Raw genomic sequence first — 15373 nt, 5'->3', positions numbered from 1 at the left:
TACCTCCATTTTAATACCGGTATAGGTATATTATTTCCCTTTTTAACCGGAACCTGTTCTTCTTTGCGCAGCGCGTTTAATCCCCAAAAGGTAAAGAAAATCGTCACATCATGGTCGTATGCTGCTACGCACCCCATATGGTATTTTTGATGAATTGATTATATACCCATGCGGGTATCATTTCAATCATAGATCATTGGCAGTTTTGGTAAATGAAATCTAAAAGTGAACAAACAGATCCGCCGTAGCTGCCTCATTTAAAAGCCATTTTAATGGAACTTTTTCAAATGGCAGTTCTGAAACAATTCTGCTCTCCGGAACATCAATATCAGGAACAACAAATCGAACTCTTAAATTGACTGCAATGGATAAAAGATCGCTGATAGAAGTTGCTTTAAAGTCATCTAAAGCGTTAGCAAGGTATTCTTTTCCCTTAGAAGGTGTAGGAATATAATTTTTATCTAATATATTGATGCCATTTCTTGAGAAGGCTAAAATAACATCAGCATCTGTTGACGCCGCGCCAATGGATATATTCAAAGGGGGGTATGCGGATTCTAATTCGTCATGCATTGCAAAAACCACTACTTTTTTCGTGTCCATTTCGTTTCCTCCTTAATAACTCAAAATGGCGTCTGCATCATAAGCCAAATCAAGGAATGTAGCTACTCCAGCAAGTTCTACGCCATCAATACAATCCATTCCATTTTTAAACATGACATTCATTTGGCATCCATAAAATTTGATTCCCTTACTTATTGCCAAGCGAAGTAATACATTAAAATCCGTTGCTTTTGTTTCCTTTAGTTCTTTAAGATAACGTTTATCTAACACCCGGGAGCCGTCTAAATCGAAAAAAATAAATACTTCGTTGTGTTGTGATTGATTAATAGCTTCTCTTAAGACAATCGAAGCATTAGAACTTAAAGTAACAAAGTAAATGGTTCGTTTTCGTTTCAAGACTGGTCCCCCCATTCAGTTGAATTTTTTAAAAAAGCTACCACCGAGTGTTGAAGTGGTAGCTTTTTAAAATTTTATTATCCTTTTTTAACTACAAAGGTGAATACCCCATTGTCTTCTTTGGAATCAATCAGCTCGTGATTGGTTTGATTTACCCAAGCCTGAAAGTCCTTCATCGAGCCTTTATCCGTTGTTTGTAGTTCCATAATTTCTCCGGACTGCAACGAATCAATTGCTTTTTTCGCTTTCACAATTGGCATTGGACAAGAAAGTCCTTTTGCATCTACTATCAAGTTTGCCATTTTATTTTCTCTCCTTTTAAATTTATTGATGATGAACTGCGCAACGCTTCGGACCGATTTCTAATTCAATAGCTCGTTCCGGGTCTACATGTAATTCGCCGCGATTTATGGCCACAATCTCTTTGAAGTTCGGCGGCTTCTCCGTGGATACAGCTCCGGCAACTTGTTCAGTGAATGCAAAACATCATCCGAAAGACTTTATTAAAGATGGTATAAAGCAGGAAAGAGGTAGAGCCCGGTGTGTGCCCCGGTATCGGAATGGCGAGCACCTCAACTTCAACTTTGCCAAAACGGATCGATTTATGTTGTTCAAGTGGTTCGAATTTCAGATCTGTTCCCTTCACTTCACCTGACGCCTTTTGCACATACGACAATAATATCCTTATCTTTGGGCAAATCCTTAAAGTTATTTTCATCCTCCTCCAAAAAGTTGAAGTTAGGAATATTCATGGATTTGACCTTTTTTCCCTCAATCTTCCAATTATTGAAATCTTCCGTATTACGTACATCCAGAATAAACACTTCTTTGCCTGAATTCATTTTTTCATGCAATTGTTCAGCAGTAATCAATGGAACATTAGACATGCTTTCCCCCCTGTTCTATCTTTAGAAATTCAAGCTTACCTGTGCATCGAAAGCAAAGTCCAGGAATGTCGCGGCGCCTCCAAGCTCAATTCCATCGATGAAATGCTCCTTATCCAGTCCTATGACATCGATCGTCATTTGACAGCCAATGAGACGTACGCCCGATTCTTTTGCGATCTCAATAAGATCTTTTACAGATGGAACGTTGGCTTTTTTAAAGCCTTCTGCCAGCCCTTCATTTCCTGGCTTAAGCTGCAGCATTTGCTCTGAATCTTTATGGATAATGGATAATCCTTCAAAGGTGAAGAAAATGGCTACTTCTGCATCAAGTGCTGCCGCCGCTGTAGCAATGTTCAGTACTTTGTATGCAGTCTCCAGACCTCCGTTTGATGCAATAAGAGCTACTTTTTTGTTTGCCATGATAAAATCGTCTCCTTCTTATGTTTAGTCTTGTTCTACATCATGTTTCCATTCAGACATACCAGGAACTACGTTTTTCACACTTTTAAAACCTTTTTCCGATAGAATTTGACAAGCCATATCGCTGCGGGTCTTTTTGGTACGAACCACCGGTAGCGGACAAGCAAGTCCTTCACATTCCAAGATGCGATCGACTTGTAAAGTTGCCATGATGAATTACTTCCAGTTATTAAAATGATTATTTACCGTATTCGATATCCCCTGACCATTCCGTCATACCGCCAGGCATATTTACGACGTTATAACCAAGAGAGGACAGATATTCACATGCTCTGCCGCTTCGACCACCACTGCGGCAGACAACAATTGTTTCTTCCTTTGGCTCAATTTCGTTCAATGCTCTGTTAATTTGACCTAGAGGAATATGTTTTGCACCAGGAATATGGCCCGCTTCCCATTCATCAGGTTCACGGACATCGAGAATGACAACATTGTCTTTCCTTTTGATTCGGTCAAGAACTTCATGTGGCAGTCGTTCTTTGTAAGTTTTCACACTCATACCGAGTGCCTCCTTAAAACAAAATTGAAATCCATATTTTAATAACCGTTGCTGTAATCAATGCTGCCAAAATCCATTGAAGAATTTTGGTATTGATTTTTTTACTGATTATCGCTCCAATTGGTGAAGCAATCGTGCTAGCAACTACTAATACAATGGATGGAATCAAAAGCATATGTCCGCCCATTAATTTACCTGTTGTCACATATACTCTATAGGGTATATTTTTGAGTAAAAAAATTTAACCAATTCTTAAAGATGATTTATGATCATGTTGACCAACTGCGATTTAGATTGCAGACCTACAATTGTTTGCACAACTTTTCCATTTTTAAATAACTTAAGCGTGGGAATACTCATAATACCGTTTTTTACAGAAACCATTGGGTTATGATCTACATTGACCTTTGAAATGATTACATCATTTCCAAGCTCCTTATCAACTTCAGTTAATACTGGAGCAATCATTTTACAAGGTCCACACCAATCGGCAAAAAAATCAACAAGTACAGGCTTATTTGAATGTAACACTTCTTGATCAAATGTTTGATCTGTCACATGAAATTAGAGACATTTTTTATCCTCCTTTTGTTGTATGATACCCATACCGTATGGGGTATACAAATAATATAATAAATTTTTGATTTGTCGTCAACCCCCTTAACGATACCACCCTTAACGATAAGAAACAAACACGCCCCCACCCAGAACACTTTGCAATGCCGCTGGCCAGCTCCATCGAGTAATCGCCGCGCGCCGGATGCCTGCCGGCAAAGCGACGCATACCCGATCATCCCGATGGATATCGGATATGGCGTGCTCCAGGTCAAGATCGAAGCCTCTCGCAATACCTCCCCTTTTTCTACAATTTTTACAGTAATCCTTCGAACCATTTTCTATTTTCTTAACGTTTCTTTCATGCGGAAAGCAATCGTAAGTCCCGCAGCTAAAGGTAACAGAGCCACTAATCCGATTGCCCACAAAACATTGAGCATATCGGCCAATATCCCTGCAAGCAGCGCGCCGAATGCATATCCGCTGTCCCGCCAGAGCCGGTACACCCCCATTGAGGAAGCGCGCCAATCCGGATGTGCTACGTCGCTGATGCTCGCCTGCAAGGTCGGATAAACCAGAGCAGTCCCCAGCCCTAACAGTACTGCCCCCCCAATCCATAAGCTATAACTATGGGAAAGCAAGATCCACCAGATGGCCGCCGCCTGGGTCCACATTCCTATGGCAATGAGCCATTTCCGTCCGATCCGATCGCTTAGCAGTCCGGTAAACAGCTGGAAGAACCCCCACGCTGCCGGATATAATGCCACAATAACGCCGATTTGGCGAACAGAAAGATCGGCCGTCGCGAAAAATAAAGGAAATAATCCCCAGGCCATTCCATCCTTCAAATTCGTGGACAGTCCGGCAAAACTGATGCTGGACAGGGTCTTGTCCCGCCATGTGGTTTTCTTAAAGACCTCTGCGGCGGACATGCTTTCATCAATTGCGGTCTTCGCTTGCATGAAGGCTTGGGTCTTCAGATGTACGCTTGTATTTTTGGTAAACAGCGACAGAATGAAGCCGATCACCACAGCCCCTATCCCCAGATAGAAAGGCTCGGGTCTGAGCGAATAAGCCGAGGCCAGGTAACCGGATGCCGCCGCGGCCGATGCGACTCCCGTGTAACCGGCAAACTCATTGAAGCCGATAGCCAAACCGCGTTGATTTCCTTTCACGAGATCGACCTTCATATTGACCGTCATCGACCAGGCCAATCCTTGGTTCATTCCCAATAAAATATTTGCGAAAAGAATGACCGTCCAGGACTGGGCGAACATCACAAGCAGCGGTACAAAGAGACCGATCCCCCAACCAATCAGAAGCACTTTCTTTCGTCCGATCCGGTCGGCAATTCCGCCGGCGAAGAAGTTCATAAGCGCTTTGGAAAAGCCGAAGCTGACGATGAAGGAAAGAGCGGCGCTGGCAGATGCGAGTCCGAATTCTTTCTCACCGAGCAGTGGAAGAACGGTTCTTTCCAGTCCGACCATCGACCCCACAAAGAAGTTAATGAGCACGAGCAAGACAAACAGGAAACCATTTTCTCTCAATCCGATGGACGCTTGCGCATTCATCTGATCTCACCTCCTGATCGAAGAAAGGAACCCGCCTGGGTTCCTTTATCCCGATTATTCTTTTCCTTGATTCCTTAGCCGTATGCTCTTGAAGTTTTCAGGTTGAGGCGGTACGTTTTCCGTCATAAAGGCAACGAATTCATCCTGCGCTTTCATTTGCAATGCTTTATTAAACCGCTTCTCGAAGCCGATGGTCGACATGGGTTTGCCGCTTAACGCCCGCCCGCAAACGGAGCCCGAGAACGCACCCGGATATACTTCCAAGTGGTCGTCCAATTTCCACAGCTTCTCAAACAGGCTGCGGTATAGCTGAGTCGCCCCTTCTTCCAGATTGGACGCCAGCTCCGTTCGGCCGACATCGCCGACCATTAACGTATGACCGGTCAAGACAAACCACGGTTCGTCTCCCCGGGTTCGGTCCGTTACCACAATCGAGATGTGCTCGGGCGTGTGGCCCGGCGTATGCAAGAAGGTAAGCTTGGTATTTCCGGCCATCCGCTCTTCTCCATCCTCTACCGGCGTGAAGGGAAAAGCGGCATCCGCCGAACGATGAAGAAGATACTCGGCGCCGGTTTTATCCGCCAATTTTCGGCCTCCTGAAACATGATCCGCATGCAGATGAGTATCGATCACGTAGACGATATTCATGCCCAGCTTCTTTGCTTCCTCGATATAAAAGTCAACCTCTTCCTCCAGCGGATCGACAACGACGCCCTGCGCTTGACTGCCGCATCCGAACAAATAAGAGGCGGCAATCGGGTTGGTATGAAGATATTGGCGGAACAGCATAGCCGAATCACTCCTTTATTTTCTCAATGTACTGAACTTTGCGATTGTTTTAGCAGGAAAGCCTTAAACCTCACGTCAATTCCATAGGGCTCCCTGCCTTCCTAATGAAATCGTAAGTAGTGCGCTCAATAACCGGGATACATATACCCTATATGGTATATTTTTGAGTAAAAAAATTTACAATAATTAAAGATGATTTTTGATCATGTTGACCAATTGCGATTTAGATTGCAGACCTATAATTGTTTGCACAACTTTTCCATTTTTAAATAACTTAAGTGTGGGAATACTCATAATTCCGTTTTTTTACAGAAATGAGTAGGATTGCCTTTTATTCGATAATAAAAGCTTTCAGCATTTATACACTTCAAACCTCAAACAGGCCGATTAAGTTGAAACAAAATAAGCACTACAAGAAAAAGTAAAACGTATTGACGACCCCCCCCTTATACCCCATGGGGTATCTATTATTGATGTCACCATTATATACCCCGTGGGGTAATTGAATCAAGGGGATATCTTTGGAAAACCAAGTTTATTAAATAATCTTCGAGTATTTTAGCCGGCTTTCAATCTTAAAGTAGAATCTATTCTTTCCTGAATACTTGAATTAGCTGTGTTGCTCAAACTTTGTACTCCTAGCATACACATAACACCAAAAAGCAGCGAAGCAATAGAAACATGAAACAGAACCGCTAGTAAATTTAACTGGGTATATATTAAAAGAGCTCCACTAAAACCTTGCATGCATACTAACGTAAGAGCCGCGATACTTCCAATAAACAGATCACGTCATTGATGTCTAATTTTAAAAGTAAATAGAGTAAGCATGAAAATCAGAACAAGTAATCCAAAAGCAATACCTCTGTGAGTAACGTCAATAAAAAATGTTTTCGAGTGTAATTCGGATACATAAATCCATTGAAATAAGCCCCAGCTCCAGAGCTTGTAACATAAGCTCCGAAGTATATTGCCAGATACAGGTACATTAATGTAATCCATATCAAACGTGATATCTTTTTACTACCTGGATACTTGGAAAGTTTATCAAAATAATCGATTTGGTAAATCGTCATTGTCAATACCACAAGTGCGCCAAATGAAATCAGAGCTATTCCCATGTGCATGGCCATAATCGCCGGTGGACTAACAAAAAATACACTAAGTGTACCTAATGTAGATTCTAGAATTATCCCCAATATGGCCGAGATGATTGTTAATTGTACTTTTCTGTTTGACTTATATTTTCTCCAAGCGGTGACTGATAAGCTTGTTAATAATACCGATACGGAAAATACTAACAGTCGGTGTCCAAACTCAATCCAAGCGTGAATGTCCCCTGTCCAAGGCATGATAGAACCATTACAAAATGGAAAACTTTTTCCGCATCCCATTGTTGAACCTCATTAAAACACATCCATCACCATGAATATAAATAATACCGGCAAGTATAGAAGCGAAAAAAAGAATGTACGTTTCGCCCAAACGAAATCGGTATCAGTTTCCCACAGGACAAATATATTATGGATTAAAAATATGGTGCCTAAAATTACTGCAGCGATTAAATAGGAGATCCCCACATATTTAGTAAAATAAAGCAAGATGGATGTAGTGAGTAATATCACTGAATATAAGACGCTTTGAATCTTGGTATAGCGCGCACCTCGTACGACCGGCATCATAGGAATACCCGCTTTGGTATAGTCCTCATTTTTATATACAGCTAGGGACCAGAAATGAGGAGGTGTCCAAAAGAAGATAATTAAAAACATAATGATTGGCGTAATACTTAGCGATCCTGTTACGGAAGCCCAACCAATTAAAACCGGCATTGCGCCAGCTCCTCCACCGATTACAATGTTCTGAGGCGTTCTTCTTTTGAGCCACATGGTATAAATGACAGCATAATAAATAAACCCGAGAGAAGACAACAATGCTGTTAACGGATTTACATATAAAATCAGCACTAAGCCAGAAAGCACTCCCAATATTATACCGAACCATAATGCTGCTTTCGGTTGAACTATACCAGTTGGAATAGGTCTTTTATACGTTCGTGTCATTAGCGAATCAATATCTCTGTCGTACCACATGTTAATCGCTGCTGATCCTCCAGAAGAGAGCGCTAAGCCAATTAGCATGAAGAAAGTTACCTTAAGATCAGGGAAACCTCTCTGTGCAACAATAGCTGCACAGAGAGAAGTAAACACTAACATCACAAGAATCTTCGGCTTTGTTAAGGCAACAAATGCTTGTATTGTTTGAAGCACCGAGCCCGATAGTAAAGCTTTTTTATCTGACGAATGGACAATTTGTTGCTGTGAAATAGCCATGTTCTCGCTGCTCCTTTCTAAAATTAAGTTTTTATTGTACTTGCGAATTAAATGACATAATCCAAACAGAGCTAGCTACTATAGTTATTACAAAAATTACGCCAAGGACCAATGCCATGATATTATAGCCCGGCCTTTCACTTTCCCTGATGTGCATAAAGAAAAATAGTTGGACTAAAAATTGTAAGATCGCCATGGTTAAAATGGCAATGATAAGTGGAACCGTGCTTAGTATATGGTTCAATCCAAGCACCAATGGAATAATTGTTAGTACGATGGATAAAATAAAACCAAAAATATACGATCTTGTGGAATCATGTTTCTCTTGATGCACCACTTATATCACCCCCATTAAATAAACAACAGTAAAGAGGAAAATCCAAACGGCATCAAGGAAATGCCAATAAAGACTGATGATGAATACTTTTCGGCTTGTGACATCAGTGATTCCGTATCGTCTTATTTGAATCATAATGGCAATCATCCAAATTAATCCGATCGAAACGTGTAACCCGTGCGTGCCAACTAAGGTGAAAAAGGAAGAAAGAAAAGCACTTCTTGAAGCCGTTGCGCCTTCCATTGCCATTTTGGTAAACTCATTTACTTCCAATCCTACAAACGCTAAGCCCAATAACACTGTTACAACCAACCAATTGATCAAATTTTTGATCTTTCCTTTTTTTAGAGCGATTGTGGCTAATCCACTTGTAAAGCTGCTTGTTAAAAGAATAAATGTTTCTGTTATGAAGCCAGGGATCTCGAATAATTCCTTTCCAATTGGTCCTCCGTCCGTATGCGTGCGCAAAACAACGTACGTAGCGAATAACGTGCCGAATAAGAGACAATCCGTTACAAGAAAAATCCAAAAACCAAGGATTTTTAAAGCATTTTGATCCTCATGATGTGCATCATGTTCCAAAACAGCATGTTCCATCATTACGCCCTCCTCAATGATTTCTCTGTACGCTCAATCTCATCTACCGGAATATAATAATCCGTGTCATATTGGAAAGAACGAGCTAACAAAGAAATACCTACTCCTATCAAACCGATAACAGCCATCCAAATCCATTCAAAGGTAAAACCAAAACCTGCAATGAAGAAAAATACTGCCATAATGAATGGAATTCCCGAGTTTTTTGGCATGTGAATGGGCTCATAATTTTTTTTCATGAGTCTGTCTTTTTTCTGTTCTTGTTTGATCAACAACCATGCATCTTGTCCCTTTACTTCGGGGAGAATAGCAAAGTTATAAAGAGGTGCCGGCGATGGTATGGACCATTCCAAGGTACGCCCATTCCATGGGTCACCCGTCAGATCACGTTCACCGTGTTTAATGCTATAAGCAATTTGCCATACTTGAAAGATGAAGCCGATTCCCATTAAGAAGGCACCAACGGTGGAAATAAAGTTTAACGGCGCCCATCCCATGTCCCAACCATAGGTATACACTCGACGAGTCATCCCCATAAAACCTAATGCATATTGCGGCATGAAACATACATAGAACCCAATATTCCATAACCAGAACGCCCATTTACCCAATCGTTCATCCAACTTAAAACCAAACATTTTAGGGAACCAATAATACATTCCGGCTAGCATTCCAAATACCACACCACCGATCAATACTTGGTGGAAATGGGCAATCAAGAAATAACTATTGTGATACTGATAATCAGCCGGGGCAACCGCCAACATAACACCAGTTGCGCCACCAATTGCAAAAGTTGGAATAAAAGCGATTGTCCATAGCATCGGTTGAGTTAATCGAATACGACCTCTGTACATGGTAAATAACCAATTAAAAACTTTAACCCCCGTTGGAATCGCAATTAACATTGTAGAAATTGCAAAAAACGTATTGACATCGGCACCTGAGCCCATGGTAAAGAAGTGATGTACCCAAGTGAAATAAGCCTGTACACTAATAAGCATCATTGAAATGACCATGGATTTATAACCAAATATCTTTTTTGATGAGAACGTGCTTACAATTTCGGAGAAAATACCGAAAGCCGGAAGCACTACGATATACACCTCGGGATGTCCCCACATCCAAAACAGATTGACAAACATCATAGGATTCCCGCCATGTGTCATCGTAAAGAAATGCATACCGGCAAAACGATCTAAAAACAAAAGTGCAAGTGCAACTGTTAGTACAGGAAACGAAAAAATAATAAGAATGTTAGTTGCCAGTATTGACCACGTAAATAACGGCATTTCCATGAGTTTCATACTCTTAGTACGCATTTTTAATATGGTAACCAAGAAGTTAATACCTGTTGCCAAGCTGCCGATTCCGGAAATTTGGATTCCCCAAATATAAAAATTCTCACCTGGTCCTTGGCTAAAAGGTAGTTCGGATAAGGGTGGATAACTTACCCATCCTGCATCAGGAGATCCTCCAATAACAAAGGATAGATTGAACAGCATTGCTCCTAAGAAAAACATCCAAAAGCTTACCGCATTAAGAAAAGGATAAGCAACGTCTCTTGCACCGATCTGAAGTGGAACGACGATGTTCATCATCGCAAATATAAATGGCATTGCCATAAATATGATCATGATTGTTCCATGGGTGGTGAAAATTTCATTATAGTGTTCTGACTGCAGGAAATGAACATTTGGCAGAGCAAGCTGCAATCGCATTAAAAGCGCATCTACTCCACCGCGAAATAACATCAGTAAGGTTGAAATCATATACATGATACCGATCTTTTTATGATCGACAGTCGTTATCCATTCTTTCCAGATCCATCCCCACTTTTTAAAATAAGTGAGGACAAAAACGATTGCTAAACTTGTTAATACAATCGAAACATCTGCTCCGTAAATTAGCGGATCACCTGTTACAAAAAAATGAGATGCAAATGTCTTTATATGTTCCAGCATCTTTTCATCCCTCCTAAACTTTACGGTTCCATTTTCATCGTTTGCATATCATGATCTTTGCCACTATGCTGCATATACTGTCCACCGTTTTTATTTACTGTTTCTTCAAAAAGACCGTCAGGATATGAGGAATAAGATGTTTTATCAGCAAGACCCGGTTTCGCCAATTCTTCATATCCATCCTTCGTTAATGGTGATGCTGTGTTTTTTACTTGCTTGACCCAACTTTCAAATTCAGACTGTTGTTTTGCAACCATTTGGAATTGCATATGTGCAAATCCTTTTCCGGTAAAGTTAGCGCCTGTGCCATAATACTCACCTGGTTGATCTGCCTGCAACCAAAGACGCATTGCCATCCCAGGCATAGTGTATTCTTGACCGCCTAATTGAGGAATCCAGAATGAATTCATTGGTGCATCCGCTGTTAGGACAAATTGAACCGGTATACCTGCTGGTATTTCTACATAATTGACTGTAGCAATTTTCTGATCAGGATATTGGAAAAGCCATTTCCAATCTAACGATGTAACTTGAATTGTAATTGGCTTTGTATCTTTGACAGGGGACTTCGTTAAAGCAAAGGTATCTCTTGCGGTATAGAAACCAAGAACACCAATGATAACAATTGGAATCCCCCACCATATGACTTCAAGAATCTTGCTATCTGCCCATTCTGGCGAAAATGGAGCTTTATTACCAGGTTTATCCCGAAAGCGATATACAATATAGAAAAGTATCGCTAGAACCGGAATAATAACAATCGCCACTAAAATGGTTGAAAGAACAATTAAATGATATTCTGTTTGTCCAACTGGACCTTTAGGGTCAAGTACAATAAATTTATTGCTGCAACCAGTACTAAGTAACGCAATTATTCCAATTAGGAAAAATATTCCTAATAGTTTAAGATGCTTTCTCTCCATGTCTTTCATCTCCTGTTTGTAGCATTACAGCTTCATTCTGAAAAATATCAAATTCAGATTTTTACCAACCACCTCCATATAACCCATACCCCTATATGTATATGTTATCAGGTGTTGGCTGAATAATCATCGAAGTTCATAGATTTGTCGATTTATTTCGAGCTGTCTGTTCAAAATTTACTCACGATTTACCCATAAATTTCTTATATAAAAATTTAACCAGGGCTGTCCTAAAAGCAGTGAAACTCGCTAAGGGGGCAGCCTCCTTTTTCTGTTTCATCGTTTGGGGCACGAAAAATACCTAAAGTGAGAACGAGAACTGTGAATCACACTGGTACGATGACTGTTGGCGATGCTCCAATGACCAAGAAGTCACGATCTTGTTGCCGTGAGAGCGCTGTGAGTGGTCTGTGTGGTAGAAACTTGAAGTACACTCCTAGTAAAGCGTCAGAATCTATACAGGGACGTCCTGTTATTGAACCATAGAGGGTGTAAAATATACAAAGCAGTCCTTGAGACCGATAGAATACACGCCAAATCCGTAAGCGTCAAACCTACCGAAAGATCTCCGGACCATTTGGACATCCCGCCAGAGCAGCACGAGCAGACCTGCTCGTCTTCAGTCGTACCTTTCAATTGAACCTGATTTGTCACTCTGCATTCCTCTCTTAGAATAAAATGGACATCCAGATTTTAATTACTGTTACGGTGATCAGTACAGCCAAAATCCATTGAAGGATTTTAGTGTTCATTTTTTTGCTTAACTTTGCCCCCATAGGCGAGGCGATCAAGCTCGCTACAACTAAGGTAACGGAAGGAATAAGAATCATATGTCCGCCCATCAGCTTTCCTGCCGTCGAACCTATCGAGGATATGAATGTTATGGCTAAGGACGAGGCAATCGCTATTCTTGTCGGAATCTTAAGCACAACAAGCATGACCGGCACAGTGATGAAAGCACCCGCTGCGCCTACAATCCCCGACACCGTACCGATGATCAGCGCAAGAACAACCGCCAACGGTTTGTTGAAGGTAACCTTACTGGCATCCTGCCCCTCAAGGCCCTTCTTGGGCAAAAACATCATTACGGCGGCAATGAGCGCGAGTACTGCATAGACCAGATTGATCGCCGCACTTGGAAGGGAGTTCGATATGAAACTGCCCAGGAAACTCCCGATGATGATGGAGATGCCCATATAGAGTACGAGCTGTTTGTGCAGCAGTCCGCCCTTGCGGAAGACAAGCATGCCCATCATGCTCGCGAAGAACACCTGAACCGCACTTATCGCTGACACTTCCTGTGCAGAAAATGCCGAGAAACCGAGAAGCGGGGGAATAAACAGCAGCATCGGATAGTTAATGATCGATCCGCCGATTCCCACCATCCCCGAAATAAATGAGCCTAGGAAGCCGATCACGAAAATGGTCAATATCCACGCCAAATCCATTTCGCTCCTGCCTTTCTATAATTTCTGAGGTGGTATATGTTTCTCAAATGCCTTTATGTTAAATACCCCATTGGGTATATATTTTTCTAAAAAATACCATCATTTCAGTTGCTTTTTCAGCATTGAAGCAATTCAGCACTATGTTGCAAACCTCTGATTGTATTGGACCATTTTTCCCGTTTATACACAATTCCATGTGGGAATACTTCTAATGCCAAATGATGTCGCAGTTCCGAAATTCTTATCTACATTCCTAGTCAATGGTTGTGAACGTATTAATTTCCGGTTGCTTTGAAGCATCTCTTGGTGTTTCCGCTGAAAGATAATGCCCAATTGCTGACGGGATTGCCTGTCCAAGAGTTGCTGAATATAATGACCGTATTAAGAAAAGGAAAAGGATACTCCCATGGATGTGGGCCTGAGGAACAGGCTCACGGGATGCATCCCCAACTCAACATGGTCAATGTATCAAAGTAAGAGCTAGATGTGAAATCATCCGGCGTTTTTTGTTCGGTGTGCAGATCCTCCAGATTGAACTGTTACTTTTAAACATGGTCGACAGGTGCACATTCACCTGCCGACCATTCAGGTTATCGTGTTAATAGCTGATCTTCAGACGCCTATTTTCTAATCCATTCGTCATAGCCGCCAAGTAAGTTAACTACCTTTTGATTGCCGTTCGCCTGGAGTATGCTAGCAGCAATCGCGGAGCGTCCGCCACTCTTACAATGTACCAGAATTGGTTTGTCTGTTGGCAAATTTTTCACACGATCTGGCAAGTGCCCAAGCATGATATGCTGGGCCTCGGGCATGTGTCCTTCTTCCCATTCATTCGCATTCCGGACGTCTAGTACGTACACATCTCCGCGTTCTATTGCTTCTCGGCCAACTTCGCAGGTGACATTGTCATAAGACTGAACATTCACTCCGGGTATATCGACCACATTTGGATCCATCGTAGCGGCTACCTTGTCTAGTCCAATTGACTGTAACGCCATTGTGACCTCTGAGACGTGTTTATTAGACGTCAAGAGATAGATTGGTGCATCGTATGCAAGCAACCAACCTGCCCAATTAACGAACGATTTATTGAACGGAATGTTCAGCGTACCGGCGATATGACGTTCTGAAAAAGGTTTTGACGGTCTTGTGTCTACCACAATCCCCTGTTTTGACCAATCGAGCACCAACTGTGCATCCATAGGAGTGTTAACGGGTTGGTTAACATCAGACAACAAAGCCGGGCCTACCTTGTTAAGTTTTTTCATCATCGCAAAGTACTTAGGTGCCTCCGGTTGTCCCTTCAGCAACGCTTCAACAAAATGATCTTCATTGTCATATTGCAGCGCCCAATTTACCATTTTTTCATAGCCAACGGTGCTCGATGGTACGGCACCCAGCGCCTTGCCACACGCGCTGCCCGCACCGTGCGCCGGGAGTACTTGGATGAAGTCAGGGAGCTTCTTGAACTTTTGTAGGGATTGAAACATCTGTCTTGCCAAAACGTCAGACGTACCTTGTTCACCCGCCGCTTTCTCAAGCAAATCCGGGCGTCCAACGTCACCGACAAACACAAAATCACCCGTAAAAATCCCCATTGGTGCAGCTGCATTGGCCCCACCGTCAGTCACCAAAAACGAGATGTGTTCAGGCGTATGACCAGGGGTATGCATTACTTCAATTCGGATATTACCAATATTAAATTTATCGCCATCCTTTAATTTACGTGAGGGATACTGATCAACAAACTCATATTTCCACCCCTCTCCTCCCTCATCAGATAGATACAATATTGCTCCAATGTTAGCAGCCAACTCTCTTGCTCCAGAGACAAAATCAGCATGAATATGCGTTTCAGTAGCGGCAACAATGCGGACTCCCTCTTTTTTTGCTGACTCAATATAGGGTGTAATATCACGTGCTGGGTCAATGACAATGGCCTCTCCTGTAGCCTGACAGCCAATCAGGTATGAAGCGTGCGCTAACTTTTCATTGTAAAAATACTTCAACAGCATCTTTTCCCACTCCGA

At 41.9% G+C, this 15373-nt stretch carries 19 protein-coding genes and 2 pseudogenes; all 21 read right to left on the bottom strand.

What is annotated here, in order from left to right; all coding sequences use genetic code 11:
- Nucleotides 1–35 precede the first annotated feature (35 nt).
- A pseudogene (locus O9H85_RS14850) lies at nucleotides 36–137 on the bottom strand (DsrE/DsrF/DrsH-like family protein); the annotation flags it as partial.
- 82 nt (nucleotides 138–219) lie between these two features.
- Nucleotides 220–603, bottom strand: coding sequence for a peroxiredoxin family protein (locus O9H85_RS14845; RefSeq protein ID WP_269882212.1), 384 nt, complete (start codon nucleotides 601–603; stop codon nucleotides 220–222).
- A 12-nt stretch (nucleotides 604–615) separates the two neighbouring features.
- Nucleotides 616–960, bottom strand: a complete 345-nt coding sequence (locus O9H85_RS14840; protein WP_269882211.1) for a DsrE/DsrF/DrsH-like family protein — start codon at nucleotides 958–960, stop codon at nucleotides 616–618.
- Nucleotides 961–1037: 77 nt separating this feature from the next.
- Nucleotides 1038–1262 (bottom strand): sulfurtransferase TusA family protein, encoded by a 225-nt coding sequence (locus O9H85_RS14835; RefSeq protein ID WP_269882210.1) that lies wholly within the window; start codon nucleotides 1260–1262, stop codon nucleotides 1038–1040.
- Nucleotides 1263–1607: 345 nt separating this feature from the next.
- Nucleotides 1608–1847, bottom strand: coding sequence for a rhodanese-like domain-containing protein (locus O9H85_RS37755; RefSeq protein ID WP_409348144.1), 240 nt, complete (start codon nucleotides 1845–1847; stop codon nucleotides 1608–1610).
- 21 nt (nucleotides 1848–1868) lie between these two features.
- On the bottom strand, nucleotides 1869–2267 hold the full coding sequence (locus O9H85_RS14825) for a DsrE/DsrF/DrsH-like family protein (protein WP_269882209.1): 399 nt from the start codon (nucleotides 2265–2267) through the stop codon (nucleotides 1869–1871).
- Between the two features lie 24 nt (nucleotides 2268–2291).
- Nucleotides 2292–2477 (bottom strand): hypothetical protein, encoded by a 186-nt coding sequence (locus O9H85_RS37750; protein ID WP_409348143.1) that lies wholly within the window; start codon nucleotides 2475–2477, stop codon nucleotides 2292–2294.
- A gap of 28 nt (nucleotides 2478–2505) precedes the next feature.
- Entirely contained in the window at nucleotides 2506–2826 is a 321-nt protein-coding gene (locus O9H85_RS14815) for a rhodanese-like domain-containing protein (RefSeq protein ID WP_269882208.1), read from the bottom strand.
- 13 nt (nucleotides 2827–2839) lie between these two features.
- Nucleotides 2840–3028 (bottom strand): annotated as a pseudogene (locus O9H85_RS14810) (sulfite exporter TauE/SafE family protein); the annotation flags it as partial.
- Nucleotides 3029–3078: 50 nt separating this feature from the next.
- Nucleotides 3079–3384, bottom strand: coding sequence for a thioredoxin (trxA, locus tag O9H85_RS14805; RefSeq protein WP_269882207.1), 306 nt, complete (start codon nucleotides 3382–3384; stop codon nucleotides 3079–3081).
- Between the two features lie 338 nt (nucleotides 3385–3722).
- A complete protein-coding gene (locus O9H85_RS14800; RefSeq protein ID WP_269882206.1) occupies nucleotides 3723–4952 on the bottom strand; it encodes an MFS transporter in 1230 nt (409 codons plus the stop codon).
- 54 nt (nucleotides 4953–5006) lie between these two features.
- Nucleotides 5007–5741, bottom strand: coding sequence for an MBL fold metallo-hydrolase (locus tag O9H85_RS14795; RefSeq protein ID WP_269882205.1), 735 nt, complete (start codon nucleotides 5739–5741; stop codon nucleotides 5007–5009).
- Nucleotides 5742–5927: 186 nt separating this feature from the next.
- Entirely contained in the window at nucleotides 5928–6035 is a 108-nt protein-coding gene (locus O9H85_RS14790) for a thioredoxin family protein (RefSeq protein WP_269882204.1), read from the bottom strand.
- Nucleotides 6036–6577: 542 nt separating this feature from the next.
- A complete protein-coding gene (locus O9H85_RS14785; RefSeq protein WP_269882203.1) occupies nucleotides 6578–7135 on the bottom strand; it encodes a COX15/CtaA family protein in 558 nt (185 codons plus the stop codon).
- A gap of 12 nt (nucleotides 7136–7147) precedes the next feature.
- Nucleotides 7148–8074: a heme o synthase gene (locus O9H85_RS14780; RefSeq protein ID WP_269882202.1), complete on the bottom strand. Its 927-nt coding sequence runs from the start codon at nucleotides 8072–8074 to the stop codon at nucleotides 7148–7150.
- Nucleotides 8075–8105: 31 nt separating this feature from the next.
- A complete protein-coding gene (locus O9H85_RS14775) occupies nucleotides 8106–8408 on the bottom strand; it encodes a cytochrome o ubiquinol oxidase subunit IV (protein WP_409348148.1) in 303 nt (100 codons plus the stop codon).
- 3 nt (nucleotides 8409–8411) lie between these two features.
- A complete protein-coding gene (gene cyoC / locus O9H85_RS14770; protein ID WP_269882418.1) occupies nucleotides 8412–9008 on the bottom strand; it encodes a cytochrome o ubiquinol oxidase subunit III in 597 nt (198 codons plus the stop codon).
- A gap of 2 nt (nucleotides 9009–9010) precedes the next feature.
- Nucleotides 9011–10972 carry a cytochrome aa3 quinol oxidase subunit I gene (qoxB, locus tag O9H85_RS14765; protein ID WP_269882200.1) on the bottom strand — a complete coding sequence of 654 codons (1962 nt, stop codon included), beginning with the start codon at nucleotides 10970–10972 and terminating at the stop codon, nucleotides 9011–9013.
- A 20-nt stretch (nucleotides 10973–10992) separates the two neighbouring features.
- A complete protein-coding gene (locus O9H85_RS14760; protein ID WP_269882199.1) occupies nucleotides 10993–11895 on the bottom strand; it encodes a ubiquinol oxidase subunit II in 903 nt (300 codons plus the stop codon).
- 668 nt (nucleotides 11896–12563) lie between these two features.
- Entirely contained in the window at nucleotides 12564–13343 is a 780-nt protein-coding gene (locus O9H85_RS14755; RefSeq protein WP_269882198.1) for a sulfite exporter TauE/SafE family protein, read from the bottom strand.
- 620 nt (nucleotides 13344–13963) lie between these two features.
- Nucleotides 13964–15358 (bottom strand): MBL fold metallo-hydrolase, encoded by a 1395-nt coding sequence (locus tag O9H85_RS14750; RefSeq protein WP_269882197.1) that lies wholly within the window; start codon nucleotides 15356–15358, stop codon nucleotides 13964–13966.
- Nucleotides 15359–15373 lie beyond the last annotated feature (15 nt).

This window comes from Paenibacillus gyeongsangnamensis (genome assembly GCF_027533625.1).
GTDB lineage: Bacteria > Bacillota > Bacilli > Paenibacillales > NBRC-103111 > Paenibacillus_G > Paenibacillus_G gyeongsangnamensis.
This window is presented reverse-complemented; position numbering and strand designations above follow the sequence as displayed.